General features: G+C 64.7%; 20 protein-coding genes. 7 read left to right on the top strand and 13 right to left on the bottom strand.

What is annotated here, in order from left to right; genetic code table 11:
• Nucleotides 1-40: 40 nt before the first annotated feature.
• Nucleotides 41-2008, bottom strand: a complete 1968-nt coding sequence (locus tag LDO41_RS10340; RefSeq protein WP_223986323.1) for a tetratricopeptide repeat protein — start codon at nucleotides 2006-2008, stop codon at nucleotides 41-43.
• Between the two features lie 283 nt (nucleotides 2009-2291).
• Here LDO41_RS10340 and mutM point away from each other — a divergent pair, with 283 nt between their 5' ends.
• The 3 genes from mutM to mutY all read left to right on the top strand — a co-directional run bounded on the left by mutM (nucleotide 2292) and on the right by mutY (nucleotide 6778).
• Nucleotides 2292-3218 carry a bifunctional DNA-formamidopyrimidine glycosylase/DNA-(apurinic or apyrimidinic site) lyase gene (gene mutM, locus LDO41_RS10335; protein WP_223986319.1) on the top strand — a complete coding sequence of 309 codons (927 nt, stop codon included), beginning with the start codon at nucleotides 2292-2294 and terminating at the stop codon, nucleotides 3216-3218.
• A gap of 340 nt (nucleotides 3219-3558) precedes the next feature.
• Complete coding sequence (locus LDO41_RS10330) at nucleotides 3559-5505, top strand: dynamin-like GTPase family protein (RefSeq protein WP_223986316.1); 1947 nt, start codon at nucleotides 3559-3561, stop codon at nucleotides 5503-5505.
• A gap of 94 nt (nucleotides 5506-5599) precedes the next feature.
• Nucleotides 5600-6778 (top strand): A/G-specific adenine glycosylase, encoded by a 1179-nt coding sequence (gene mutY / locus LDO41_RS10325; protein WP_223986314.1) that lies wholly within the window; start codon nucleotides 5600-5602, stop codon nucleotides 6776-6778.
• Here the strand turns inward: mutY and LDO41_RS10320 are convergent.
• From LDO41_RS10320 to LDO41_RS10270, 11 genes are all read right to left on the bottom strand, one after another.
• Complete coding sequence (locus LDO41_RS10320) at nucleotides 6775-7437, bottom strand: LON peptidase substrate-binding domain-containing protein (protein WP_223986311.1); 663 nt, start codon at nucleotides 7435-7437, stop codon at nucleotides 6775-6777. The genes mutY and LDO41_RS10320 overlap by 4 nt on opposite strands.
• A 75-nt stretch (nucleotides 7438-7512) precedes the next feature.
• Complete coding sequence (gene rapZ / locus LDO41_RS10315) at nucleotides 7513-8409, bottom strand: RNase adapter RapZ (RefSeq protein WP_223986308.1); 897 nt, start codon at nucleotides 8407-8409, stop codon at nucleotides 7513-7515.
• A 100-nt stretch (nucleotides 8410-8509) separates the two neighbouring features.
• Nucleotides 8510-8833: a PsiF family protein gene (locus tag LDO41_RS10310; RefSeq protein ID WP_223986290.1), complete on the bottom strand. Its 324-nt coding sequence runs from the start codon at nucleotides 8831-8833 to the stop codon at nucleotides 8510-8512.
• A gap of 109 nt (nucleotides 8834-8942) precedes the next feature.
• Nucleotides 8943-9914 (bottom strand): HPr(Ser) kinase/phosphatase, encoded by a 972-nt coding sequence (gene hprK, locus LDO41_RS10305; protein ID WP_109582178.1) that lies wholly within the window; start codon nucleotides 9912-9914, stop codon nucleotides 8943-8945.
• An 83-nt stretch (nucleotides 9915-9997) separates the two neighbouring features.
• Nucleotides 9998-10453: a PTS IIA-like nitrogen regulatory protein PtsN gene (ptsN, locus tag LDO41_RS10300; protein ID WP_223986288.1), complete on the bottom strand. Its 456-nt coding sequence runs from the start codon at nucleotides 10451-10453 to the stop codon at nucleotides 9998-10000.
• Between the two features lie 238 nt (nucleotides 10454-10691).
• Entirely contained in the window at nucleotides 10692-11045 is a 354-nt protein-coding gene (gene hpf, locus LDO41_RS10295) for a ribosome hibernation-promoting factor, HPF/YfiA family (protein WP_223986285.1), read from the bottom strand.
• 49 nt (nucleotides 11046-11094) lie between these two features.
• Complete coding sequence (locus LDO41_RS10290) at nucleotides 11095-12576, bottom strand: RNA polymerase factor sigma-54 (RefSeq protein WP_223986282.1); 1482 nt, start codon at nucleotides 12574-12576, stop codon at nucleotides 11095-11097.
• 123 nt (nucleotides 12577-12699) lie between these two features.
• Nucleotides 12700-13491 carry an LPS export ABC transporter ATP-binding protein gene (gene lptB, locus LDO41_RS10285; protein ID WP_223986279.1) on the bottom strand — a complete coding sequence of 264 codons (792 nt, stop codon included), beginning with the start codon at nucleotides 13489-13491 and terminating at the stop codon, nucleotides 12700-12702.
• A gap of 41 nt (nucleotides 13492-13532) precedes the next feature.
• Nucleotides 13533-14189 carry a lipopolysaccharide transport periplasmic protein LptA gene (gene lptA / locus LDO41_RS10280; RefSeq protein ID WP_223986261.1) on the bottom strand — a complete coding sequence of 219 codons (657 nt, stop codon included), beginning with the start codon at nucleotides 14187-14189 and terminating at the stop codon, nucleotides 13533-13535.
• Nucleotides 14190-14268: 79 nt separating this feature from the next.
• Complete coding sequence (lptC, locus tag LDO41_RS10275; protein ID WP_223986225.1) at nucleotides 14269-14898, bottom strand: LPS export ABC transporter periplasmic protein LptC; 630 nt, start codon at nucleotides 14896-14898, stop codon at nucleotides 14269-14271.
• Nucleotides 14899-14914: 16 nt separating this feature from the next.
• The gene (locus LDO41_RS10270; RefSeq protein WP_223986221.1) at nucleotides 14915-15898 is read right to left on the bottom strand and encodes a KpsF/GutQ family sugar-phosphate isomerase; all 984 of its coding nucleotides are present in this window, start codon (nucleotides 15896-15898) and stop codon (nucleotides 14915-14917) included.
• 114 nt (nucleotides 15899-16012) lie between these two features.
• Between LDO41_RS10270 and LDO41_RS10265 the strand changes: the two genes are divergently transcribed.
• The 3 genes from LDO41_RS10265 (at nucleotide 16013) to LDO41_RS10255 (ending at nucleotide 20471) form a co-directional block, all read left to right on the top strand.
• Nucleotides 16013-17992 carry a monovalent cation:proton antiporter family protein gene (locus LDO41_RS10265; RefSeq protein WP_223986201.1) on the top strand — a complete coding sequence of 660 codons (1980 nt, stop codon included), beginning with the start codon at nucleotides 16013-16015 and terminating at the stop codon, nucleotides 17990-17992.
• Between the two features lie 95 nt (nucleotides 17993-18087).
• Nucleotides 18088-18672: an adenine phosphoribosyltransferase gene (locus tag LDO41_RS10260; RefSeq protein WP_223986198.1), complete on the top strand. Its 585-nt coding sequence runs from the start codon at nucleotides 18088-18090 to the stop codon at nucleotides 18670-18672.
• A 116-nt stretch (nucleotides 18673-18788) separates the two neighbouring features.
• Complete coding sequence (locus tag LDO41_RS10255; protein WP_223986195.1) at nucleotides 18789-20471, top strand: Na/Pi cotransporter family protein; 1683 nt, start codon at nucleotides 18789-18791, stop codon at nucleotides 20469-20471.
• Between the two features lie 2 nt (nucleotides 20472-20473).
• On the opposite strand, the gene uvrA is transcribed toward LDO41_RS10255, so the two are convergent.
• A complete protein-coding gene (uvrA, locus tag LDO41_RS10250) occupies nucleotides 20474-23338 on the bottom strand; it encodes an excinuclease ABC subunit UvrA (RefSeq protein WP_223986191.1) in 2865 nt (954 codons plus the stop codon).
• A gap of 283 nt (nucleotides 23339-23621) precedes the next feature.
• Here uvrA and LDO41_RS10245 point away from each other — a divergent pair, with 283 nt between their 5' ends.
• Nucleotides 23622-24905: an MFS transporter gene (locus LDO41_RS10245; RefSeq protein WP_377741817.1), complete on the top strand. Its 1284-nt coding sequence runs from the start codon at nucleotides 23622-23624 to the stop codon at nucleotides 24903-24905.
• Nucleotides 24906-25016 lie beyond the last annotated feature (111 nt).

Raw genomic sequence — 25016 nt, 5'->3', positions numbered from 1 at the left:
CGGCACGCCGACGCGCGAGCGCCGGGCGTGCCGCAGGCGATTACTTGGACAGCAGCAGGTTCTGATTGTAGCGGCGTAGCGTTTCGATCAGCGTCTGGTTCTCGGGCTCGATCTTGGCGGCCTCGTTCCAGGTCTTGCGCGCTTCGTCCTGCTGGCCGAGTTGCCACAGCACCTCGCCAAGGTGCGCGCCGATTTCCGCTTCGGGCGCCTTGGTGTAGGCGTTGCGCAGCAGGTCCGCGGCGGGCTGCAGCTCGCCCTGGCGGAATTTCACCCAGCCCAGGCTATCCATGATGTAGGGATCGTCGGGACCGAGTTCGGACGCGCGTTCGAGCAGCTTGCGTGCTTCGGGCAGGCGCTCGTTGCGATCGGCGAGCGAATAGCCGAGCGCGTTGTAGCCCTGCTTCTGCTCGGGCTGCATCGAGATGACCTTGCGCAGCGCGCGTTCCATGCTGTCGAAGCGCTTCTCGCGTTCGTCGAGCATCGCGAGTTCATACAGCCAGTCCGCGTTGTCGGGTTCGGCCTTGACGCGCTCCTCGAGCACCTTGCGCGCGCGGTCATAGGCCTTGCTGTCGATCAGCATCGACACCTCGGCCTGACGGATCGCGCCCATGCGTTGCGCGCGCTGGGTGGGGTCGGGAATGTCCTCCGACTCCGCCATCATCTCGCCGAACACGGCCTGCGCGTCGTCGAGCTTGCCCAGGCGGCCGAGCAACTGCGCGCGCTTGGCCTGCGCGGCGGGCGCGAGGCGGCCGTCGTCGATGCGGTCGAGCCACTGGATCGCGCCGTTGTAATCCTTCTTCTCCTCGGCGATCTGCGCGAGGTACTGGAATGCGACGTCCGGATTCGCTGCCGGCGACTTCTCGGCCATCTGCAGGTATTCCTTCAGATAGCGTTCGGCGTCGTCATAGCTGCGCGATTGCAGGCTGGTCAGCCCGAGCGCGAGCGGCACACGCGGATCGTTCGGGGCGACCTTGCGCAGCGCCTGGAACTGGTCCTGCGCGGCGGTCATGTCGTTCTTCTGCAGGTACAGCCGCGCGAGCGTAATGTGTCCGTTGACCGAGGACGGCGACTTGGCGAGGAATTTCTTGAGTCCGGCGATCGCTTCGTCCGGCGCCTGCTCGGCGCGCATTTCCGCGGCGGCAAGCGCGGCGGCCTCGAAATCCGGCTTCAGGCGTAGCGTTTCGTCGAGTTCCTTCAGCGCGCCGGCCGAATCGCCCGCGGCTTCCTTGGCACGCGCGAGCGCGAAATGCGTCTCGGGCAGCTTCATGTCGTTGGCGGTCAGCCGCTGGAACACCGCGACCGCGCCGGCGGGATCGCTGGTGCGCGACATCTGCTGCTGAAGCTGCAGGATCGCTTCGGCGCGATGGGCGGACGGGGCGGCCGCGAGCTGCTGTGCCAGCAGAGGCTCGGCTTCCTCCCAACGTCCGTTGAGCACCAGCAGCGTCGACAGCACCTGACGTGCCGCCGCTGACTTCGGCGCCAGCTCGACCCACAGCCGCGAACCGTCGAGGGCCTGCTGCGAGATGCGCGCGTTGAACGCGATTTCGGTGGCACGCTGGGCCAGGCGCGGATCGCGCGTCGAGCGCGCAAGGTCGAGGTAGGTGCGATAGGCGGTGCCGACCAGGCCGCGCTGCAGCGAGATTTCCGCCGCCAGCACGCGGTACATGATCTCCGGCGTCAGCGTGATGTTCGGCAGCGGCGTGCGCGGAGCACGTGCCGCCGGCGAGGACGATGCGGACGGCGCGGCATCGCTGGCGTCGTCATCAGTTTGTGCAAGCAGTCCGGGCAGCGGCGTCGCCAGCTCGGCCGGTGCAAACTCGGACGCGGCTGATGCCGGCGGGGCCGCGAAGGCCGGTAAGGAAACAAGTGACCCGAGCAGGGAACCGAAACCCAGGCATGCGGCCGCGGCGAGCGCGCGGGCATGGCGGCGCAGACCTGGCAGTCCGGTAACACGAGCGACGCGGCGGACTGGCGAACGTTGTTCGCCAATGTGGACGGTGGTAATCATCGGGAAAAATTCCGGGCGCATGGCTGGTGGGGACGAACGGTACAAACGAAAGTCCGGCATGAATTTCTATGCTCCGGCGCGCGCGGCGTCAGAAATGGATGAGAGGCATTGTAGCCTGCCGCTACAATGCGCTGCTTGTCAGCGGGTGCGCGTTTCGTCTGACAGCACGCACATACGGAGTCGGGCGTCTGCGATTTGGAGCGTCGTACCGACAAGAGGTTCTGTACCAGTTTTTACACCAGAAGGTTGTCACAAACCGGGTCTTTGGGGGAGTGGGCACGCGATGCCTGAGTTGCCGGAAGTCGAAGTCACGCGGCGCGGACTGGTGCCGCATGTTGTGGGGCGCCGCATCGTCGATGTGACGGTGCGCCATCGCGGCCTGCGCTGGCCCGTGGATCCGGAGCTGGAGTCGCTGCTGACCGGGCGCGTGGTCGCGCGCATCGAGCGGCGGGGCAAGTACCTGCTGCTGGAATGTCTGCCGAATTCGACCTCTGCTGCGGACTCCGCTGCGGACTCTGCCGCCGGTGCCCCCGCTCCGGAGCCGGGCTGGCTGCTGGTTCACCTTGGCATGACCGGCACGCTGCGCGTGTGGCCTCAGGCGCCCGCGCCGGGACCGCACGACCACCTCGACATCGTGCTGGAGGCCTCCGATGGGTCGGCAGGTGGCACCGACAGCGCCACCGACAGCATTGTGCTGCGTTTCCGCGACCCGCGCCGTTTTGGTGCAATCCTGTGGAGCCCGCTGCCGGAGTCCGAGCTGCCGAGCCATCCGCTGCTCGCCAACCTCGGTGTGGAGCCGTTCGACGATCGCTTCGATGGCGGCTGGTTCCATCGCCATACGCGTGGCCGCTCGGCGGCCATCAAGACCGTGCTGCTGGCCGGCGATATCGTGGTCGGCGTCGGCAATATATATGCGTCGGAAAGCCTGTTTCGCGCGGGCATTCGTCCGACCACGCCGGCCGGGCGCATCAGCCGCGAGCGCTATGACCGGCTGGCTGCGGCCGTGCGCGAAACGCTGGCCGAAGCCATCGCGCGCGGTGGCAGCACGCTGCGCGATTTCGTCGGCAGCGATGGCAGCAGCGGTTACTTCCAGCTCGACTGCCTTGTCTACGATCGTACCGGCGAGCCATGCCGCGTATGCGGCACGCCGATCCGCCAGATCGTCCAGGGCCAGCGCTCGACGTTTTATTGCCCCCACTGCCAGCGCTAGGCCCGACGCCGGGCCAGACAATGTCTCACCCTGTTGCGATCGCCCCCCGGTTTCACGCCGTCGGAGCGGTCATCGGACATGGCCGATGGCTCGGCGCAACACTCGCGCGATTTGCACGCGCCGAGGGACGCGAATTCCACAAAATGGCGCTGGAAACATGTATCGTGTGCCCAGATAAAAAAAGTTACAAAAAAGCGTCGGATCCAGCAAATCAGAAAGATCCGACCGAGAGGCGCCTGCCTCGGGTCCGCAGGGTCAACGGGCCACCCGAAGTCGGCGTCGTTTGTGCGCGCAGTGCCATAACACCTAGCCCAAAACAGCAAACGCAGCCGAACACTCCATGACAAGCCTCGCCCATCAATTCGAACAGTATGGCGCCTGGAGAACGGGGGTACTCCAGTCACTAGCCGAATTCCAGTCGTGGTTGCAGCAGTACGACCTCTACGACGCTACCGCCGACGATCGTGTCCAGCGCATCCAGAACGTGCTCAAGAGCGACCGGCTCAAGGTCGCGTTCATTGCCGAGTTTTCGCGCGGCAAGAGCGAGCTGATCAACGCGATCTTCTTCGCGGACTACGGCCGCCGCATCCTGCCGTCGTCGGCGGGCCGGACCACCATGTGTCCGACCGAGCTGCGCTACGACGAGAACGAGGCGCCCAGCATCCGTCTGCTCCCGATCGAGACACGACTCCAGGAAGCCTCGACGGCCGACTTTATGGAGCCCGGTGCTTCCGGCTCGCACTGGACCACGGTTCCCCTCGATCCGTCCTCGCCCGAAGGCATGCTTGCGGCGTTCCAGCACGTGGTGGAAACCACGCGCGTGACGCCGGCCGTGGCGGAGTCTCTCGGGCTCTATAACGAGAGCGATCCCGATGCCGCGTGGTCGGTCGATGCGGACGGCATGGTGGAGATCTCGCGCTGGCGTCATGCGGTGATCAACTTCCCGCATCCGCTGTTGCGCCAGGGCCTCGTGATTCTGGACACGCCGGGTCTCAACGCCATCGGTACCGAGCCGGAACTGACGCTGCGGCTGATTCCCGATGCGCACGTCGTCGTGTTCGTGCTGGCCGCCGATGCCGGCGTGACCAAGAGCGACCTCGCACTGTGGCGCAGCCACGTGGCCGCTGGCCATCGCCGCGGTTGCCTGGCGGTGCTCAACAAGATCGATGGACTGTGGGACCCGCTCAAGTCCTCGCCCGAGATCGCGATGGAAATCTCGCGTCAGGTGCGGACCACCGCGCAGGTGCTCGGCATCGAGGAGCGCCGCGTATATCCGGTGTCCGCGCAGAAGGGTCTGGTCGCCAAGGTCACGCATGACGAGCCGCTGCTCGTGCGCAGCAATCTGGCGCAGTTCGAGCACGTGCTGTCGGATCAGCTGATTCCGCAGCGGCGCGATATCGTCGCGGACCAGGTGCAGCGCTTTGTGCACGACGTCTCGCGCAGCGCGCAGCAACTGCTGCAGAGCCGCCGCCGCGATATCGTCGAGCAGCTGTTCGAACTGCGCGGCCTGCGCGGCAAGAACCACGCGATGGTCAAGCACATGCTGCTGCGTGTGCAGGGCGAGAAGGAAGAGTTCGAGCAGAGCATCACCAAGTTCCAGGCACTGCGACTCGTGTTCGGCCGCCACAGCGCGGACATCATCAAGAGCCTGCAGCTGCGCGACGTGCGCCGCACGATGCGCGATGCGCGTGAACAGATGAAGGAGCGCTTCTTCTCGCGTGGTCTGCGCGAGGACATGGAGTTGCTGTTCGGGCAACTGACAGCGTTGATCACCGACGCCGACCAGAAGATCGCGGGCCTGCATCAACTTGTGGACAGCATGTATCGACGCTTCAACGCCGAGCACGGCTTTACGCTGCCCGCGCCGATCCAGTTCGTGACGTCGCGCTATGCGATGGATCTGCAGGAGACGCTGCAGCTCGTGAACAACCACTTCGGCGCCGTGAACATGCTCACGCGCTCGCGTCCGCAGCTGGTGCAGAATGCGTTCGCGACGATGGCGAGCCGCGTGCTCGACAACTTCCGCGATCTCAACCGCGATATCGAGATCTGGCTCAAGTCCGTGATGACGCCGCTCGAGGCGCAGGTCCGCGAGCATCAGAAGCAGCTGCGCCGCCGCGTCGATTCGATCGAACGCATCCACGAGGCAACCGACACGCTCGAGAGCCGCATCTCGCAGCTCGAAGAGGTGCTCAACGGACTCGACGAACGGAGCGGCCGCATCGAGGTACTGGCCAAGGCGGTCGTCGAAGTGCCGATTAACGTCTCCGGGGCACGCGCGGCCTGACGGGGAAGCGAAGTGTGGGGCTGGGGTAATATTGCCCCACCTCACATGGGCGCCCCTCTCCGCAAGGAGAGGGCGCACCCCACACCGTTGCCGCATGCCTCGCAAGTCCGCCGCCTTACCCTTATCTCCTGCTTCCTCCTTAGCCGCGCCAGTCTCCGTGCCGTCCGATTTCGGCATGCGCGTCGTGAGCTGGCAGCGCCAGCACGGCCGCCACGACCTGCCGTGGCAGAACACGCGCGACGCGTATCGCATCTGGCTGTCCGAGATCATGCTGCAGCAGACGCAGGTCGTGGCCGTCATCGAATACTTCCAACGCTTTGTCACCCAGTTGCCGACGGTTGCCGCGCTTGCGGCCGCGCCGGCCGATGAGGTCATGGCGTTGTGGGCAGGGCTGGGCTATTACTCGCGCGCGCGCAACCTGCATCGTTGCGCCAAGGCCGTCATGGACGAGCACGGCGGTGTGTTTCCGACCGACCCCGCCGTGCTGGTCACGCTGCCGGGCATTGGCCGTTCGACCGCCGCCGCAGTGGCGGCGTTCAGTGCCGGCGTGCGCTCGCCGATCCTAGACGGCAACGTCAAGCGCGTGTTCGCGCGTGTGTTCGGTATCGCGGGATATCCCGGCGAACGCGCCATCGAGACGCGTATGTGGCAGCTTGCGGAGCAGGCGCTGCCGCCCGCGGGGCCGCATCAGGCGGAAGACATGATCGCGTACACGCAGGGGGTGATGGACCTTGGCGCCACTGTGTGCTCGCGCGGCAAGCCCGCGTGCCTGAGCGATGCCAACGCATGTCCGCTTGCGGCCGATTGCGTGGCGCGCCGCGACGGACTGACCGCGGTGCTGCCCACGCCGAAGCCGCGCGCGGCAATCCCGGAGCGCAGCACGGTGATGCTCGTGATGCGGCATGGCCGCGATGTGCTGCTCGGTCTGCGGCCCGACAGTGGCATCTGGGGCGGGTTGTGGAGCCTGCCGGAGATGCCGGTGGACACGGTGCCGTTCGACATCGAGGCCGCGGAAGATGCCGCGCTCGCGTACGCGCGCACGTTGGGCAAGCCATCGCGCGCGATGCTCGCCGGTGAGCTCACGCATGTGTTCACGCATTTCCGTTTGCTGATTCGGGCGATTCGCGTGGACCTCGATGCGGTCACGCACACGGATGGTGGCGCGGACGATCAACCGCGGCGCTGGCTGTCGCTCGACGATCTCGATGCCCTGGGGACGCCGGCACCCGTGCGGCGCCTGCTGGAAGATCAGGCGCGCGGGGGTCTGTTCTAGACGATATGGTGTTGCCGCATGTAGCGGTGGACGATCTCGATGCGCATGCCCGCATCGGGTAACTCCATCAGCATCTGCTTGGCCTTGAGCGGCACCGGCAGCAGCTCGCATAACCGGTTGGCGACCCAGGTCGGGTCGTCCCACAGATACGGTTCCGAGAATGGCAGGTTGTCGGGAGATTCCGCGTGGATCGCCGTCACGATGCGGCGCAACGCGGCCAGGCATTCGCCAAGCAACTCGAGCTTGCAGTCGATGATGTCGTCGGGCAGCAGTTCCGCGCGCGCCACCAGCAGGCCGTCGTCGTGGGTCTCGTGCGAGAGCACGCGAAAACGCTGGCGTCCGCGCGCCTCGATCAGCAGCACGCCCAGCTGCTCCATATTGCAATCGACGATCTCCGCCAGGCATCCCACTGACTCGGGGACGGTCGGATCGTCAGGGCGCGCAACTTCCTGGCCGCTCGAGATCAGGCAAACGCCAAACGCGCTGCCATCGCGCAGGCAACTGCGCACCATGTCCACGTAGCGCTTTTCGAACACGCGCAGCGGCAGGCGACCATCGGGAAACAGTACCGTGTGCAGCGGAAACAGCGGCAGCGCGTCGAGGATGACGGGTGTCGAGTCCGGGTTGGCCGGAATGTAGGAAGGCGGGTGGCTGGACATGGGTGCATACCGTGTCGTATCGCGCAGCATTACCGGGATCATGCGGGGTAAAGCTGGGGGGGCAATCTGAATGCCTCAGCCCGGCGCAAGCTCGCGGTGTCTGACCAGCACATTACCATGTGCCCGGAAATAGTTGGCAAGTCTTTCCGCGATGAACACGGAGCGATGCTGCCCACCCGTGCAACCGATCGCCACGGTCAGGTAGCTGCGGTTGTCCGCGATGAAGCTCGGCAGCCACTTTTCCACATACGCGCGAATATCCTCGGCCATCGCGAGCACCAGCGGCTGGCTTTGCAGGAAGTCCACCACTGGCGCGTCGCGGCCCGTGAGCGGCCGCAGCGCAAGGTCGTAATAGGGGTTGGGCAGCGAGCGCACGTCGAACACCATATCGGCATCGCTGGGCACGCCATGCTTGAAACCGAACGATTCGAACAACAGCGTCAACTGCTGCGTGTGGCTGTCGCGGATCAGATCCTTGATCCAGCTGCGCAGCGTATTGGTCCGTACGTTGCTGGTATCGATGCGATGCGCCGATTCCGCGAGCGGGCTCAGCAACTCGCGCTCCATGTCGATCGCCTCGATCAGCGAGCGATCGTTGTACACGGGCTCTGCGCTGGCCTGCTGTTCGAGTAGCGGCGTGGCCTCGGTACGGACGGACAGCGGATGGCGACGGCGCGTTTCCGAATAGCGCTGCACGAGCGCATCGGTATTGGCGGTCAGGAACAGCACCTGCACCTGATGTTCGCTGGCGAGGTTGCGGACGGTCTCGGGCAGTTGCGCGAGCGACTCGCGGCTACGGATATCGGTCGCCACTCCAAGGTGCGTGTAGCCCTGGGAGGACAGATAGCTCGCGAGGTCGGGAATGAACTGTGCAGGCAAGTTATCGACGCAGTAGTAGCCCGCATCTTCGAGCACGTTCAGCGCGACAGACTTGCCTGATCCGGAAATTCCGGTGATGAGAATTATTCGCATGGCACCCGAGAGAATAGCACCGGGTGATGGCGGCGTCATGACACGGCGCACCACCGGCGGCGGTCGGTCCGTTGCCAGACCGTCGCCGCCCTCACTGGTGTCAGGCCGATTTGGACAGGCAATCCTTCATGAACGACTTGTAGTCGTCGCCCTTCTTGCCCTTGCCCTGCTTGCTGCAGACGGACATTTTTTCCTGCTGCGTCTTGGGCTCGGCTGCGGCGGCGGACTTGCCCGACAGGCAGTCGCTCATGAACTTCTTGCGGTCGTCGCCCTTCTTGCCCGTCGCCTGCGTGTTGCAGGCCTTCATCCGGTCCTGCTGCGTATTACCGGCGGCCGGAGCGGCAGGAGCGGAAGCACCCTGGGCAAACGCGCCCGTGGCGATCAACGGGGTCACCAGCACGCACATCGCAATCAGCTTCTTCATGCTTCTCTCTCCTGAGGGTGGAATCACACGACATTCAGACGAAACACGGGACTTTGACGCCCGTTACCGCACACAACGTGGGCCGCCCGCGCCAGGTTGACCGCTGGGCTCAGAGCAGTCGGCCCTGGCCGCGCGATACCACGTCGGCCTGCATCGCCGCGCGCTGGCGATCCATGAAATCGCGCAGCGTGTCGATGCCGCGCAGGCGCAGGATCGTGTTGCGCACGGCGGCTTCCACCAGCACGGCAAGGTTGCGGCCGGCCGCCACCTGGATCTTCACCATGTGGATGGGCAGGCCAAGCACGTCGAGATATTGCGAGTCGAGCGGCAGGCGCTCGAATTCCCCATCGTTGCGGCGCACGAGCTGCACCACGAGCTTGATCTTCATCTTCCGGCGCACGGCCGTTTCACCGAAGATCGTCTTGATGTCGAGCAGGCCCAGGCCGCGCACTTCGAGCAGGTTCTGCAACAGCGGCGGGCAACGGCCTTCCACGAAATCCGGGCCCAGCCGCACGAAGTCCACCGCATCGTCGGCCACCAGACCGTGACCGCGAGAGATCAGTTCCAGGCCGAGTTCACTCTTGCCGAGTCCCGACTCGCCCATGATCAGCACGCCCATGCCGAGGATGTCGAGAAACACGCCATGCATCGTCACGCGTGGCGCCGAGATGCGCGACAGGTAGAGCCGCAGGTGATCGATTACCGCGGCCGACGAGACCGGCGTGGTGAACAGCGGCGTGGACGAGCGTGTGCAGCGCAGCTCGAGGTCGGGCGGCGGCTCCATGCCATCGGCCACTACGAGGAACGGCGGCTCCAGCAGGATCAGCTCGCCCATCTGGCGCTTGCGCGGCTCATCGTCGAGCCGCTGGTAATACAGGATCTCGGGTTTGCCGAGCACCTGAATGCGGTTCGGGTGGATCAGGTTCAAGTGACCCACGAGGTCCGCGGCGGACGTGGCCTCGCGCGCGAATTCGACATCGAACGCGCGGTCGGCGCCTTCCAGCCCGGCCACCCACGAGAGTTTGATGTCGGCTGCGTTGTCGTCGAAGATCGACTGCGAGGTGACGCCGGTGAGTTCCATGCGATTACTTGCGGTTGAGGTGCATCTACGGATTTGTTGAGTGCGGGGCGGCGGGCAACGACACGTCCGCGACGGCGCTCACGTCACGGGTGCCAGTCGGTCAACAACTGGTGCACGGCTTCCGGCGTGGGCAGCGTCGCCAACCCGTCGCGCATCTCGCGATCCGACAGCAACTGGGCGATTTCCGACAGGATTTCCAGATGTTGCTGCGTGGCCTGTTCGGGCACCAGCAGGAAAATCAGCAGCGATACAGGCTTGCCATCGGGCGACTCGAACGGAATCGGCTCGGCCAGGCGCATAAAGCCGGCCAGCGGCTGCTTGAGGCCCTTGATGCGGCCATGCGGAATCGCGACGCCAGCACCGAGGCCGGTGGAACCGAGCGACTCGCGCGCAAACAGGTTGTCGGTGACTGTGGCGCGTGCCACGCCATGGTTGTTCTCGAACAGGAGCCCGGCTTGCTCGAACACCCGCTTCTTGCTGGTGACGCTGACGTCGAGGGATATGTTGCCGGGTGGCAGCAGTTTGGCCAAACGATTCATGGGCGATGCGCGGATATTCTTGGGGGGTCTAACGTCCGGGCATTATAGAGCAGCGGCATCGGAATCTTGTGCACCGCAGCGTCGCGCCCCGGCAGGCGGCGGACACCGGTCTCCTTCATGCATGTATTGCGCAGCATACACCGACGCTGAACGGTTGCAATCAAAAAAGCCGCGCTGATGCGCGGCTTTGCTCTCTTCGTATCACTCCTCGGCGACGTGTTCGTCGCACGTTGGGTTTTTACTGCTGCTGCATCTGCGCCGCTGCCATCTGGTACTTCAGGGCCTCGCGGTCGTGGCCTTGTACGCGATCCTTGTAACGGATCACCTGACGGTCGAGCTTATCGACCAGACAGTCGATCGCCGCGTACAGGTCTTCATGATGGGCTTCCACGAAGATGTCCTTACCCTTCAGATGCAGATTGATTTCCGCATACTGCCGCCGATCCTTTTCCTTGTGATTGTCGACCGATAGCAGCACGCTCACACCGATGACTTGATCGAAATGCCTGACGATACGCTCCAGTTTCGTTTCCACGTACTCACGCAGAGGAGGCGTGATGTCCAGGTGGTGTCCACTGATCTTGAAGTTCATAGCGTTTCTCCTTCTGAAAGAGCTGCACCAGGCAGAAGGCGCAGCTCGGCTACAAAGACTTGCGGAGATTCACTGCCGGGATCTTGAGCGCTTCGCGGTATTTGGCGACGGTGCGCCGCGCGACCACAAAGCCCTGCTCGCCCAACAGTTCGGCGATGCGGCTGTCGGAAAGGGGATTCTTGGGGTCTTCGGCTCCTATGAGTTGCTTGATCAGCGCGCGGATTGCCGTGGATGAAGCTGCGCCACCCGTTTCGGTGGACACATGGCTCCCAAAGAAGTACTTCAACTCGAAAGTCCCCATTGGCGTGGCCATGTACTTGTTGGTGGTCACGCGAGAGATGGTGGACTCATGTAAACCGAGTGTATCGGCTATCTCCCTCAAAACCAAGGGGCGCATCGCGATTTCCCCGTGGGTGAAAAAGTTCTTCTGGCGTTCGACAATCGCCTGCGAAACACGAAGGATCGTATCGAAGCGTTGCTGGATGTTCTTGATGAGCCACCGCGCCTCCTGAAGCTTCTGCTGCAGTCCTGCCGTGCCCGACTCGCCCTTCGCGCCGCGCAGGATCTGCGCGTACATGTCGTTGATGCGTAATCGTGGCATCACATCGGGATTCAGCTGTGCAATCCAGCCGCCCGCGCTCTTGCGCACGAACACGTCGGGCACCACGAAATCGGCCTCGGGCCGGCTGTATGCATGCCCGGGGTACGGTGCCAGTGAACGGATCAGATCGTGCGCGGCCTTCAATGCTATTTCGTCAACCTGCAACGCTTTCTTTAGGCGCGTGTAGTCACGCACCGCCAGTAATTCCAGGTGGTGGTTGACGATCGATAATGCAAGGTCGCGTTGCGGATGCGAGATGCGGCGCAACTGCAGGGTGAGACATTCCGCCGCATTGCGGCCCGCGACGCCGGGCGGGTCGAAGCTCTGCAGCAATGTGAGCATCGACTGCAGTTCCTCGATCTCGAACTCGAGTTCCTCGGGCAGCTCGGCGTAGATTTCGTCGAGCGTCGCGCCGAGGTATCCGTCGTCGTCCAGCGACTCGATCAGGAACACCACAAGGCCCTTGTCGCGCAGAGAAATCTTCAGCGGCGCGAGCTGTCCCATCAGGTGTTCGCGCAACGTCGGCTCCGCATCACGGAGCTGCATCGGCGTCTTCTCGTCCTCGTCGCCCTGGGGGCGGCGTGCGAAGTCGTCCAGGCTCCACTCGCTGCCGTAGTCTTCGTTCGAGGAATCGCTAAAGCCTTCGTCGTCGCTGCCGCCGGCGCCCTCGGCGCGGTCCTCGCCATTGCCCTGCGGCTCGGCGGGGGCCGGCGCGGGCGCGCTCTGCACGTTGACCGAGCCATCGGCGGCCACGCGCAGCGGGCTCTCGATCCAGTCGTTCTCACGCTCGAGCAGGGGGTTCTCCGTCAGCGCCTGTTCCACCTCTTGCTGGAGCTCCAGCGTGGACAACTGCAGCAGCCGGATCGACTGTTGCAGTTGGGGGGTCAAGGCAAGGTGTTGGGAGAGGCGAAGCTGAAGCGACGGTTTCATGCGACCTATTCTATGCGCATCTTCCCGTCGATGGAACGGAAATTGCTATCGCCTATCGCTTTAGCTCGGTGATCGTTTTCCGCCGCGCGCGGAGTGTAAGTGGCCGCACTCGCGGCCAGCGCGTCACATGCGGAAATTCTCGCCCAGATAGACGCGTCGCACGGACTCGTTGGCGATGATTTCCTCGGGCTGGCCCGCTGCGAGCACCGTGCCTTCGCTGATGATGTACGCGTGATCGCAGATGCCGAGCGTCTCGCGCACGTTGTGGTCGGTGATCAGCACGCCGATGTTGCGGGCCTTGAGGAAGCTGACGATACGCTGGATTTCCCCCACTGCGATCGGGTCCACACCCGCGAACGGTTCGTCGAGCAGGATAAAGCGCGGCGACGACGCCAGCGCGCGCGCGATTTCCACGCGGCGCCGCTCGCCGCCCGACAGCGACAGCGCGGGGTTGTTGCGCAGATGCGCGATCTGGAGATCCTCGAGCAGCGTGTCCAGCCGCTTGTTCATCACGTCCTTCTTGAGCGGCTTGCCGTTGTCCAGTTGCAGCTCGAGCACGGCGCGGATGTTCTCCTCGACGTTGAGCTTGCGGAAGACCGAGGCTTCCTGCGGCAGGTACGACAGGCCCATGCGCGCGCGCTCGTGGATCGGCAGGCGGCTGATGTGCTGGCCGTCGAGCAGGATGTCGCCTTCGTCCAGCGCGACCAGGCCCACGATCATGTAGAACGACGTGGTCTTGCCCGCGCCGTTCGGGCCGAGCAGACCCACCACCTCGCCGCTCTTCACGTCGAGCGATACGTCCTTGACGACGGTACGCGAGCCGTAGCGCTTCTTCAGGTGGCGCACGACGAGCGTGCTGCCATTGGCGACGGTGTCGGCGGAGATCGGCTTGGTGAGCGTGGCGGTATCGTTCATGGACTGCTGCGTTGGAATGCTTCGGGCCCGGGACGCGGGACTCAGGGCCGGCTTGGCGATGTGCCTGTGGCCGGGGCCGGTGCGGGCTTCAGTTCGAGGGGCGCGCCGGGCGCGCTGGCCGCGTCTGCGCGCGGCGACAGCACGGCGCGCACGCGGCCCGAGGTCGCCCCCGAACTGGCGGGCTCTCCGCCGCCAGCCGCGGTATAGAACTCGTTGCGGCTGTCATAGGTAATCAGCGCGCCGCGAATCTCGTCGATGATCTTGGTGCCGGCCACGCGCGCCGCGCGCGCATGTCCGATCAGTCGCGACAGTTCCTGCTTGCCGTCGTATTCGATGCGATCGCCCCAGCCGTCGATGTACTCGTCCACGCCGTCGCGCTTCTGGCGGATATATGCCTGACGTCCCGGCTTGGAAGTCGCGATCGCGTACTGGTAGCCCTCGGGATCGGTACGCAGTTCGGCCGCATCGGACTTCAGCACCATCGTGCCCTTGGTCAGCACGACATTGCCGGTCAGCGTGTAGATCTGCTTGACGTCGTCGTAGCTGGCGTTGTCCGCTTCCAGGACGAGCGGCTTGTCGCGGTCCGCGCGTTCGGCCAATGCGGGGCCCGCAAGCGATAGGCCAAGCATGGCAACCATGGCGAGCAGCGCGGCAGCAGCGGGTCGGCGACGGGACGGCGTCGTCTGGGATGAAGTCATAGCGGACTAGAAATTGGACAGGAATGACGGCCTGGCAAGGCTGCGCGGACAACGACACAGTCTTGCATGGGCGCGCTTCTTATGGTTTCGGAGCCTGGCCCGAAGGCGGCCCCGTAATGATGGTGCCGCGTACGTTACCCAGCAATTGTACTTCGCGCGTGACGTTGTTGAAGATCAGACCGTTCGCGTTCATCACCGACGGGCCACGCACCAGCTGTACCGGCTGGTTGGTTTTCACGATGTCGTCGTTGACCAGCAACTGAAAATACTGCGAGGCCGCGGTCATGCGCGGGTCCTTGCTGAGATCGGCGCCGGCCTGGCGCACGATGAACGCATTGCCGTAGAGATCGATGATCGAACCCTCCGAGTTCATCACGCCGCGGTCGGCATTGGCGGTCACGGGCGGGCGGTCCGGCTCGTACGCGCGCAGGGCGGGGCGCGTCACCTCGTAGGTCTGATCGTCCTCGAAGTGAATCATCTTGATGCCGTTGAAACGCAGCTTGGTGCTGCCATCCTGCGCGAGTTCGGTCGCCGAGAAATTGTCGACGAAGTAGTCGGGCTCGTGACGCTTGCCGGTCTCGGCGGACTTGTCCTGGCGCGGCGAGTTGATCTCGACGAGCCAGAAGGTGCTGCCGGCCACGATCGCCATCAGCAGCAGCGGCAGCAGCCGCATGACGAGTCCGGTCAGTTTGGCGAGAAGTGCCTGCATGGTGGCCGGGGCGCGCTCAGATGACCTTGGCGCGGGTCAGGTCATGGATATGGAGCGCCCCGGTCAGGCGTCCGTCGCCATCCACCACCAGCAGCTGGTTGATGCGGTTGGCTTCCATGATCTGCACGGCCTCGACGGCGAGCGCATCCTGCAGGACCGTACGCGGATTCAGGTGCATCACCTCGCTGATGGGCACGGTGCGCCAATCGCGCGGGGTTTCCAGCAGGCGGCGCAGGTCGCCGTCGGTGAACACGCCGATGGCACGGCCCTGATCGTCCACCACGGCCGTCATGGCCATGCCCTTGCGCGTGATTTCCATCAACGCCTGGGCCAGCGGGGTGGCTTCGCGCACCTCGGGCACCGCATTGCCGGTGCGCATGATGTCGCGGACGTGCGTCAGCAGCTTGCGGCCGAGCGCGCCGCCCGGATGGGAGCGCGCGAAGTCTTCCTCGCCGAACCCGCGTGCGTCCAGCACGGCCACGGCCAGTGCGTCACCCAGCGCGAGCGCCGCGGTGGTGCTGGCGGTCGGAGCGAGGTTCAGCGGGCAGGCTTCGGTTTCCACCGCGCCGTTGAGGTGAACGTCGGACAGTTTGGCCAGATTGGAGGCCGGGTTGCCCGTAATGGAGATCAGGCGGGCGCCCATGCGCTTGACGATCGGCAGGATCGACAGCAGTTCGCCCGTTTCTCCGGAATTCGAGAACGCAATAAGGACGTCGTCGCTCGTGATCATGCCGAGGTCGCCGTGGCTGGCCTCGGCCGGATGCACGAAGAACGACGGCGTGCCCGTGGAGGCGAGCGTGGCGGCGACCTTGCGGCCGATATGGCCGGACTTGCCGATGCCGGACACGACGACACGGCCGGTGCAACCCAGCACCAGGCGTACTGCGTCCGCGAATTCGGGTGTCAGGCGACCGATCAGCCCGTGAACGGCGTCGGCCTCGATCTGGAGAGTCTCGCGGCCGAGACGAAGTGCTCGATCCGCATCGAAATTGGCTATCATGGCGACGGAGTATACCAACGAATGCGATGGCGTCTGGACGGCCCGCCGGGAAACCTGCAGCAGGTCCGCGGCCGTTCGATCCTGTTCCTTCCCGATTGTTCCGACCCCTGCCGCATGCATTCTCCGCTGGAACTGACTTTGGTACTGCTGGCCGCCGCCGTATTCGGCGTGGTGGCCTTCCGCATGCTGCAGTTGCCCCCGATGCTCGGATACCTCGCGGTAGGCATCCTGATCGGCCCCCACGCGCTCGGCCTGGCCAGCGATTCGGCCCAGACCAAGTACCTGGCCGAGTTCGGCGTGGTCTTCCTGATGTTCTCGATCGGGCTGGAGTTCAGCCTGAGCAAGCTGCGCGCGATGAAGCGGCTGGTGTTCGGGCTGGGTGGCTCGCAAGTCGTGTTGTCGATGCTGGTGGTGCTGCCGGCGAGCTGGCTCTTCAGTTGGCTGTTTCCGCTCAGCTGGCAGGCCTCGATCGCGCTCGGTGGCGCGCTGGCCATGTCTTCCACGGCAATCGTCTCCAAGATGTTGTCCGAACGCATGGAACTGGAGAGCGAACACGGCCGCAACATCATCAGCGTGCTGCTGTTCCAGGATCTGGCCGTGGTGCCGCTGCTGATTGTGGTGCCGGCGCTCTCGCGCGACCCTGCCGACCTCGTGGCCGCGCTGGGGGTGGCGACGGTCAAGATCGTGGTGGCGCTGGGCCTGATCTTCTTCCTCGGCCAGCGCCTGATGAGCCGCTGGTTCCATATCGTGGCGGCACGGCGCTCGCAGGAGCTGTTTATGCTGAACCTGCTGCTGGTGACGCTCGGCATGGCCGCGCTGACCGAGCGGCTGGGCCTGTCGATGGCGCTTGGGGCGTTTCTGGCGGGCATGCTGATCTCCGAGACGCCTTACCGGCATCAGGTGGAGGAGGACATCAAGCCGTTCCGCGACGTGCTGCTGGGGCTGTTCTTCGTGACCATCGGCATGCTGCTGAACGTGCAGGTGGTCTACGACCACGTCTGGCTCGTGCTCGGGCTGCTGCTGGTGCCGATTCTGTTCAAGCTGGTGCTGATCGCGCTGCTGGCGCGCGCGTTCGGCTCGCGCCAGGGGGTGGCGATCCGCACCGGGCTGGGCCTTGCGCAGGCCGGCGAGTTCGGCTTCGTGCTGCTGAACCAGATCGACGGCATCGGTCTGGTCGATCCGGTGCTGACTCAGGTGATCCTGGCGTCGATGTTGTTGTCGATGCTGGTGGCGCCATTCCTGATCCAGTACAGCGACGCGATCGTGCTGCGTTTTGCCGCCAACGAATGGCTGATGCAGTCGCTGAACATGACGCGCATCGCGGCGCAGAGCCTGCAGACCGAGAAGCACGCGATCATCTGCGGCTTTGGCCGGAGCGGGCAGAATCTGGCGCACTTGCTGGAGCGCGAGGGCATTACCTACGTCGCGCTCGATCTGGACCCGGACCGCGTGCGCGAGGCCGCGGCGGCCGGCGACACGGTGGTCTATGGCGACGCCGCGCGACGCGAGGCGCTGATTGCGGCCGGTCTTCATCGCGCCGCCGCGCTGATCATCACGTATGCCAACACGCCGTCGGCGCTGCGGGTACTGCACCATGTGCAGGAACTGGCGCCCGCATTGCCGGTGATCGTGCGGACCGTCGATGACTCGGAACTGGATACCTTGCAGAAGGCCGGCGCTACCGAGGTGGTACCCGAGATCATCGAGGGCAGCCTGATGCTCGCCTCGCACGCGTTGGTGCTGCTGGGCGTGCCGATGCGACGCGTGGTACGCGGTGTGCAGGAGGCGCGCGATGCGCGCTACAGCCTGCTGCGCGGTTACTTCCACGGACGCGATGACGAAGAGGACATGGTCGAGCGCGATACCGTGCGGCTGCATGCGGTGTCGCTCGGTGCCGAGCATACGGCGGTGGGTCGCCGGCTGGGCCTGCTCGGGCTCGAGCGCATCGGTGTGGAAGTGACGGCAGTGCGGCGCCGCGGCATTCCGGCGTTCGATCCAGAGCCGGACACGGTGCTCGAGCCCGGCGATATCGTGGTGCTGCGCGGTACGCCGGAGGCGCTGGAGGCGGCCGAGGAGCGGATGATCCGCGATTAGTCCGGGCGCCGTTCAGTTTTGCCCGGGTTTGCCCGCTTTTGTCCCCTCCGCGCGGTACCATCGCGGTCTTGTGTACAGAAAACTGAATTCCCCCAATGGCAGATTCCATTATCCAGTCCCCCGATCTCGGTGACGAGCTCAATAACGTCAGCCGTTACCTGCGCGACCGCATCCGCACGGTGCCGGACTGGCCCCAGGCCGGCGTGATGTTCCGCGACATCACCCCGCTGCTGCAGGACCCCAAGACGCTGCGCGTGCTGATCGACGTGTTCGTCCACCGCTACATGGACCAACGGCTGGACCTCGTGGCGGGCATCGATGCGCGCGGCTTTATCCTCGGCTCGATCATCGCGTACGAACTGAACCTCGGGTTCGTGCCCATCCGCAAGAAGGGCAAGCTGCCGTTTCAGACGGTGGCCGAGGAATATGAACTCGAATACGGCAGCGCCACCGTGGAAATCCACGCGGACGCGTGCAAGGCGGGCGACCGCGTGTTGCTGGTCGATGACCTGATCGCCACCGGCGGCACCATGATGGCCGGCCGCAGGTTGCTCGAACGCCTCGGCGCCACCGTGATCGAGGGTGCGGCCATTGTCGACCTGCCCGAACTGGGTGGCTCCAAGCTGCTGTCGGCCAGCGGATTGCCGTTGTTTACAGTTTGCAACTTCGAGGGGCACTGAAAGGCCCACCGTTTGCCCGGGACTGCCCTCCGGCGCATAATGCCCCATTGACAACGACATGATGACCGCGTGAACCGCCCTCTTGCGGTTCCTTAACGGTCACGAAAGGGCGGACGATGGGCGTTCTTCTTCATCTGCTTTCCGGCGTGGCGCTCCTGGTCTGGGGCACCAATATCGTCAAGGTAGGCATCCTGCGTGTCTATGGCGCCAACCTGCGCCATATCCTCTCGGTCAGCGTATCGAATCGCCTCAGCGCCTTCGCGGCGGGTCTGGGCGTGACCGGGCTTGTCCAGAGCAGCAATGCAACGGCGGTGATCACCAGTTCGTTCGTGGGACAGGGGCTGATCGCCGTGGCGCCCGCGCTGGCAATCATGCTTGGCGCCAACGTCGGCACCGCCGTCATGGTGCAGGTGTTCTCGCTGGACCTGTCGTGGCTGTCGCCGCTGCTGATTTTCGTGGGCGTGATCCTGCACTTGTCCTGGAAGGGCCAGCGGGTCGGCCATGTGGGTCGCGTGCTGATCGGGCTGGGCCTGATCACGCTGGCGCTCGAGCTGATCTCGATCGCGACGCGCCCGGTGGTGCAGGCGGCCGGCGTCAAGGTGCTGTTCGGCACGTTGACCGGCGATGCGACGCTCGACATGCTGATTGGCGCCTTCCTGACCATCCTCTGCTATTCGAGCCTCGCGGTAGTGCTGTTCTGCGGCGCGCTGGCGTCGGCTGGGGTAGTGTCGATTCACGTGGCGCTGGCGCTCGTGCTCGGCGCGAACCTCGGCTCGGGCATTTCGGCGCTGCTGACTACCTCGGGCAACAACCAGCCGGGCAAGCGCGTGACGCTGGGCAACCTGCTGTCGCGCCTGCTCGGGTGCCTGATCGCGCTGCCGCTGCTGACCCACGCGGAAGACCTGCTCAAGCTGGTCAGCACCGATCCGCAGCGGCTGATCGTCAATTTCCACCTGATGTTCAACGTCGTGCTGGCGATCTTGCTGATCGGCGCCACGGGGCCGCTCGCGCGTCTGTGCGAGGCGATTCTGCCGGGGCGCAACACGGGCGACAGTCAGGTGACGCCGCGTCACCTGGATCCCGCCGCGTTGACCACGCCGACGCTGGCGTTGTCCAATGCGGCACGCGAGTTGTTGCGCATTGGCGATCGGGTCGAACAGATGCTCGACAACCTCTTGCGCGTGCTGCGTACCAACGATGCCCGGCTGGCTACGGCGACGTGCCGCATCGACGACGAGGTGGACGATCTCTATACCGCGATCAAGCTCTACCTGACGCGCATCAGTACCGAGGCGCTGGACGAGAACGATGGTCAGCGCTGGACCGAGATCATCTCGCTGACGATCAACCTCGAACATGCCGGGGATTTGATCGAACGCATGCTGCTGGATGCCAAGGACAAGAAGATCGCGCACAACCTGCAGTTCTCGGAGGCCGGCATGCAGGAGATTGCCGAGATGCATGGACGCGTGGTGGCCAATTTGCGGCTGGCGATGTCGGTGTTTCTGACTGGTGATTTGCGCAGCGCGCAGCAGCTGGTGGAGGAGAAGGCGAAGTTCCGCGACCTCGAGCGCAAGTATTCGCGCTCGCATCTGCAGCGCGTGGCGGTGCAGACCGCCGAGAGCATCGAGACGAGCTCGCTGCATCTGGACATGATCAGCGAGCTCAAGCGGCTCAACTCGCTGTTCTGCGCGACGGCGTATCCGGTGCTCGAGCAGGCTGGATTGATGAATCGCAGCCGGTTGAAAGACGACGAACGCCCGGATGTGGCGGGCGTTCCCGAGGTGCAGGCGCGATAGTCCTAGCTTCGCTTCAGCAGCGGGGCCAGATATTTCCCCGTAAAGCTGGCCTTGCTCGTCGCCACGGTTTCCGGCGTGCCCTTGGCAATCACTTGCCCGCCGCCGGCGCCGCCTTCCGGCCCCATATCCAGTAGCCAGTCCGCGGTCTTGATCACGTCGAGGTTGTGCTCGATGATCACGACCGTGTTGCCCTGGTCGCGCAGCTTGTGGATGACCTTGAGCAGCAGCTCGATATCGTGGAAATGCAGACCCGTGGTCGGCTCGTCGAGGATGTACAGCGTGCGGCCCGTGTCGCGCTTGGACAGCTCCAGCGACAGCTTGACGCGCTGCGCCTCCCCGCCCGAGAGCGTGGTCGCGGATTGGCCCAGGCGGATATAGCCAAGACCCACATCGAGCAGCGTCTGCAGCTTGCGCCGTACCACCGGCACCGCGCTGAAGAACTCGTGCGCCTGTTCCACCGTCAGGTCCAGCACTTCGGAAATGCTCTTGCCCTTGTACAGCACCTCGAGCGTCTCGCGGTTGTAGCGCTGGCCGTGGCAGACGTCGCAGGGCACGTACACGTCGGGCAGGAAGTGCATCTCCACCTTGATCACGCCATCGCCCTGGCATGACTCGCAGCGGCCACCCTTGACGTTGAACGAGAAGCGGCCCGGATCGTAGCCGCGCTCCTTCGCTGACGGCACGCCCGCGAACAATTCGCGGATCGGCGTGAACAGGCCGGTGTACGTCGCGGGGTTCGAGCGCGGGGTGCGGCCGATCGGGCTCTGGTCGACGTTGATGACCTTGTCGAAGTGCTCGAGTCCCTCGATGCGATCGTGCGCGGCGGGCTCCGGTGTGGAGCCGTACAAATGGCGCGCCACCGCGTGATACAGCGTGTCGTTGATCAGCGTCGACTTGCCCGAGCCCGATACACCGGTGATGCAGGTCAGCAGCCCGACCGGAATCTCCGCCGTCACGTTGCGCAGGTTGTTGCCAGTGGCGTTGACGATGCGCAGCAGGCGTTCTTCATCGGGCGCGGCTCGCTTGGCCGGCACCTCGATGCGTCGCGCGCCCGACAGGTACTGGCCGGTCAGCGATCCGACCGCCTGCTCGATCTGGTCCGGTGTGCCCTCCGCGACGATCATGCCGCCATGCACGCCCGCACCGGGGCCGATATCGACCACGTAATCGCTCGCGCGAATCATGTCCTCGTCATGCTCGACCACGAGCACCGAGTTGCCGATGTCGCGCAGATGCTTGAGTGTGCCGATCAGGCGATCGTTGTCACGCTGATGCAGGCCAATCGACGGTTCGTCGAGCACGTACATCACGCCGGTCAGGCCCGAGCCGATCTGCGAAGCCAGCCGGATGCGCTGCGCCTCGCCGCCGGACAGTGTGTCCGCGCTGCGCTCGAGCGACAGGTAGTCGAGCCCGACGTTGTTCAGGAAGTTCAGCCGCGCGGTGATCTCCTTGACGATCTTGTCGGCGATCTCGCGCTTGGCGCCATGCATGTTCAGCGTGAGGAACCACGTGAGCGCATCGCGCAGCGGCCAGGCGTTGACCTCGAAGATCGCGCGCGCCTGCTCGTTCTCGCCCACTTTCACGTGCCGCGCTTCGGTGCGCAGACGCGTGCCCTGGCAGGCAGGGCAGGGCTGGTTGTTCTGGTACTTGGCAAGCTCCTCGCGCACCGCGAGGGAGTCCGTCTCGCGATAGCGGCGCTCGAGGTTCGGGATGATGCCTTCGAACACGTGCGCGCGCACCGTGGTGCGGCCCTTCTCGTTGATATACGTGAACGGGATCTCTTCTTCGCCCGAGCCGTGCAGCACCACTTCCTGCACATTGGGCGGCAGTTCCTCGAACGCGGTGTCGGTGTCGAAGTCGTAGAACGCCGCAAGACTCTGCAGCATCTGGAAGTAGAACTGATTGCGGCGGTCCCAGCCCTTGATCGCGCCGGACGCGAGCGACAGGTTGGGGAAGGCCACCACGCGCTTCGGATCGAAGAACGTGATCTGGCCCAGGCCGTCGCAGCTCGTGCACGCACCCATCGGGTTGTTGAACGAGAACAGGCGCGGTTCGAGTTCCTGCAGCGAGTACGAGCAGATCGGGCAGGCGAAGCGCGAGCTGAACACGTGCTCGTGGCCGGTGTCCATCTCCAGCGCGATCGCGCGGCCGTCGGCCAGGCGCAGCGCGGTTTCGAACGATTCGGCCAGACGCTGCTTGATGTCTTCGCGCACTTTCACGCGATCGACCACCACGTCGACCGAATGCTTCTCGGTCTTCTTGAGCTTGGGCAACTGATCGACTTCGTACACCTTGGATTGCGCCTCGTGCGCGGTACCGCCGCCCGAGCGAATGCGGAAGCGTACGAAGCCCTGCGCCTGCATGGTGTCGAACAGGTCGGAGTGTTCGCCCTTGCGATCGACCACCACCGGCGCCAGGATCATCAGCTTGGTGTCCTCGGGCAGGGCGAGCGCGGCGTCCACCATCTGCGAGACGCTCTGTGACTGCAGCGCGATGCCGTGGTCCGGGCAATATGGCGTGCCCGCGCGGGCAAACAGCAGGCGCAGGTAGTCGTGGATTTCCGTGACCGTACCAACGGTCGAGCGCGGGTTGTGGCTGGTGGCCTTCTGCTCGATGGAGATGGCTGGCGACAGACCTTCGATCAGGTCCACGTCGGGCTTTTCCATCAACTGCAGGAACTGGCGAGCGTAGGCGGACAGCGACTCCACGTAGCGGCGCTGGCCTTCCGCGTAGAGCGTGTCAAACGCGAGCGAAGACTTGCCCGACCCGGACAGACCCGTAATCACGATCAGCTTGTTGCGCGGCAGGTCGAGATTGATGTTCTTCAGGTTGTGGGTACGCGCCCCACGAATCTTGATTTCTTCCATAGAAACTTCAAAGTGCCTAAAGCAACGCCTGTGATGCCCAAAACGAGGGCAAACGCCTGCCGGGTGAGATCGCTCCGGCACCTGCGGGGACGGCAGGTGACCGGGAAAGCGCGGGAAGCAAACCTGCTAATATACCGAACTTCGGTTTCCGGGGCTTCAGCGACAAAAAGACGGGAAACACGACAGAATTGGCGCAGCCCGCCTTGGGTGTCACCGTTAGGGGCACCCTCCTCAGGCGCAACCCCGTCAGCTCCGACCGAATCAGATACTTCTCACGACCGCAATGCCGTCGATGCCTTCCTCCCCCCAATCCGCTACTGCCAGTGCAGCCGGTGAACCCGGCGTGGTGCCAGGTGCCGCCGATGCCGCGCCGCCGGTACGCGAGCGCATGACGCGAAGCGAGTTGCGTGCCAGTCTGTCGCTCGCAAGCATCTTCGCGCTGCGCATGCTCGGACTGTTCCTCATCCTGCCGGTATTCGCCGAGTTCGCGCGCGGGCTGCCGGACGGGCACGACGCGCAGCGCGTGGGCCTGGCGATGGGCATCTACGGTCTGATGCAGGCGTTTCTCCATATTCCGCTGGGCTGGCTGTCCGATCGCGTCGGGCGCAAGCCGGTGATGATTGGCGGGCTGCTGTTGTTCGTTGCGGGGGCGATCATCGCGGCGTGCTCGGATACGCTCATGGGCATCACGATCGGCCGCGCGCTGCAGGGGACTGGCGCCATCTCGGCCGCCATCACGGCCTGCATTGCCGACCTGACGCGCGAGCGACATCGCACCAAAGCCATGGCGATGGTCGGCGGCAGCATCGGCCTGACCTTTGCGCTCTCGCTGGTCATTGCCTCGCCGCTGCTGGAAGCCATCGGCATGTCCGGCATCTTCTGGCTGATGGCGGTCCTGGGCGTGGTGGCGATCGGCGTGACGATATTCGTGGTGCCGACTCCGCCAGCGCCGCATCCGGTGCAGTTGCCGTTCCGCAGCGTGCTGGTCAATCCGGACCTCTTCCGTCTGAATGTGGGGGTGCTGGCGCTTCATGCAAGTCAGGTCGCCATGTTTATGGTGGTGCCGACGATGCTGTCCGCCGCCGGTATGCCGCTCGACCAGCACTGGAAGGTCTACCTGCCGGTGGTTCTGGTGTCGTTCATCCTGATGCTCGGGCCGATGATGGCGGCCGAGCGGTATGGCCGCGTGCGGGTAGTGTTGCTGGGTTCGGTGGCGCTGATGACCGTGGTGCAGGTTCTGTTTGCCGCGGTGCAGGGGCTGTGGCCGATCGTTGGGGTGCTGCTGTTGTTCTTCGTGGCGTTCAACGTGCTGGAGGCCATGCAGCCGTCGCTCGTGTCCCGTTATGCGGCGGCCAGCCGCGGCGCGGCGCTGGGCATCTACAACACGACGCAGGCGATGGGGCTGTTTCTGGGCGGTGTGATCGGCGGCTGGCTGCTCGAGCACGAGGGCCGGGCGGCGGTGTTTATTGGCTGTGCGGTGGTGTTGCTGGCCTGGCTTATAATCGCCTGGCGCATGAAGCCGCCCCCCGCTCGCGGGCAGGCGGAAGCGCCTGCGGCGGCATCCTGAGGTAGCACCCGAGGTGGCACCCTGAGGCGTATCGATTCGCCGACCGTGGTGTGATCGATACGGTGGTGAAGAACCGCAGAACCACGAGTACTAATTCCAGCAGTTTGGGTT

Origin of the sequence: Cupriavidus pampae (assembly GCF_914271485.1) — a bacterium.
GTDB lineage: Bacteria > Pseudomonadota > Gammaproteobacteria > Burkholderiales > Burkholderiaceae > Cupriavidus > Cupriavidus pampae.
This window is presented reverse-complemented; position numbering and strand designations above follow the sequence as displayed.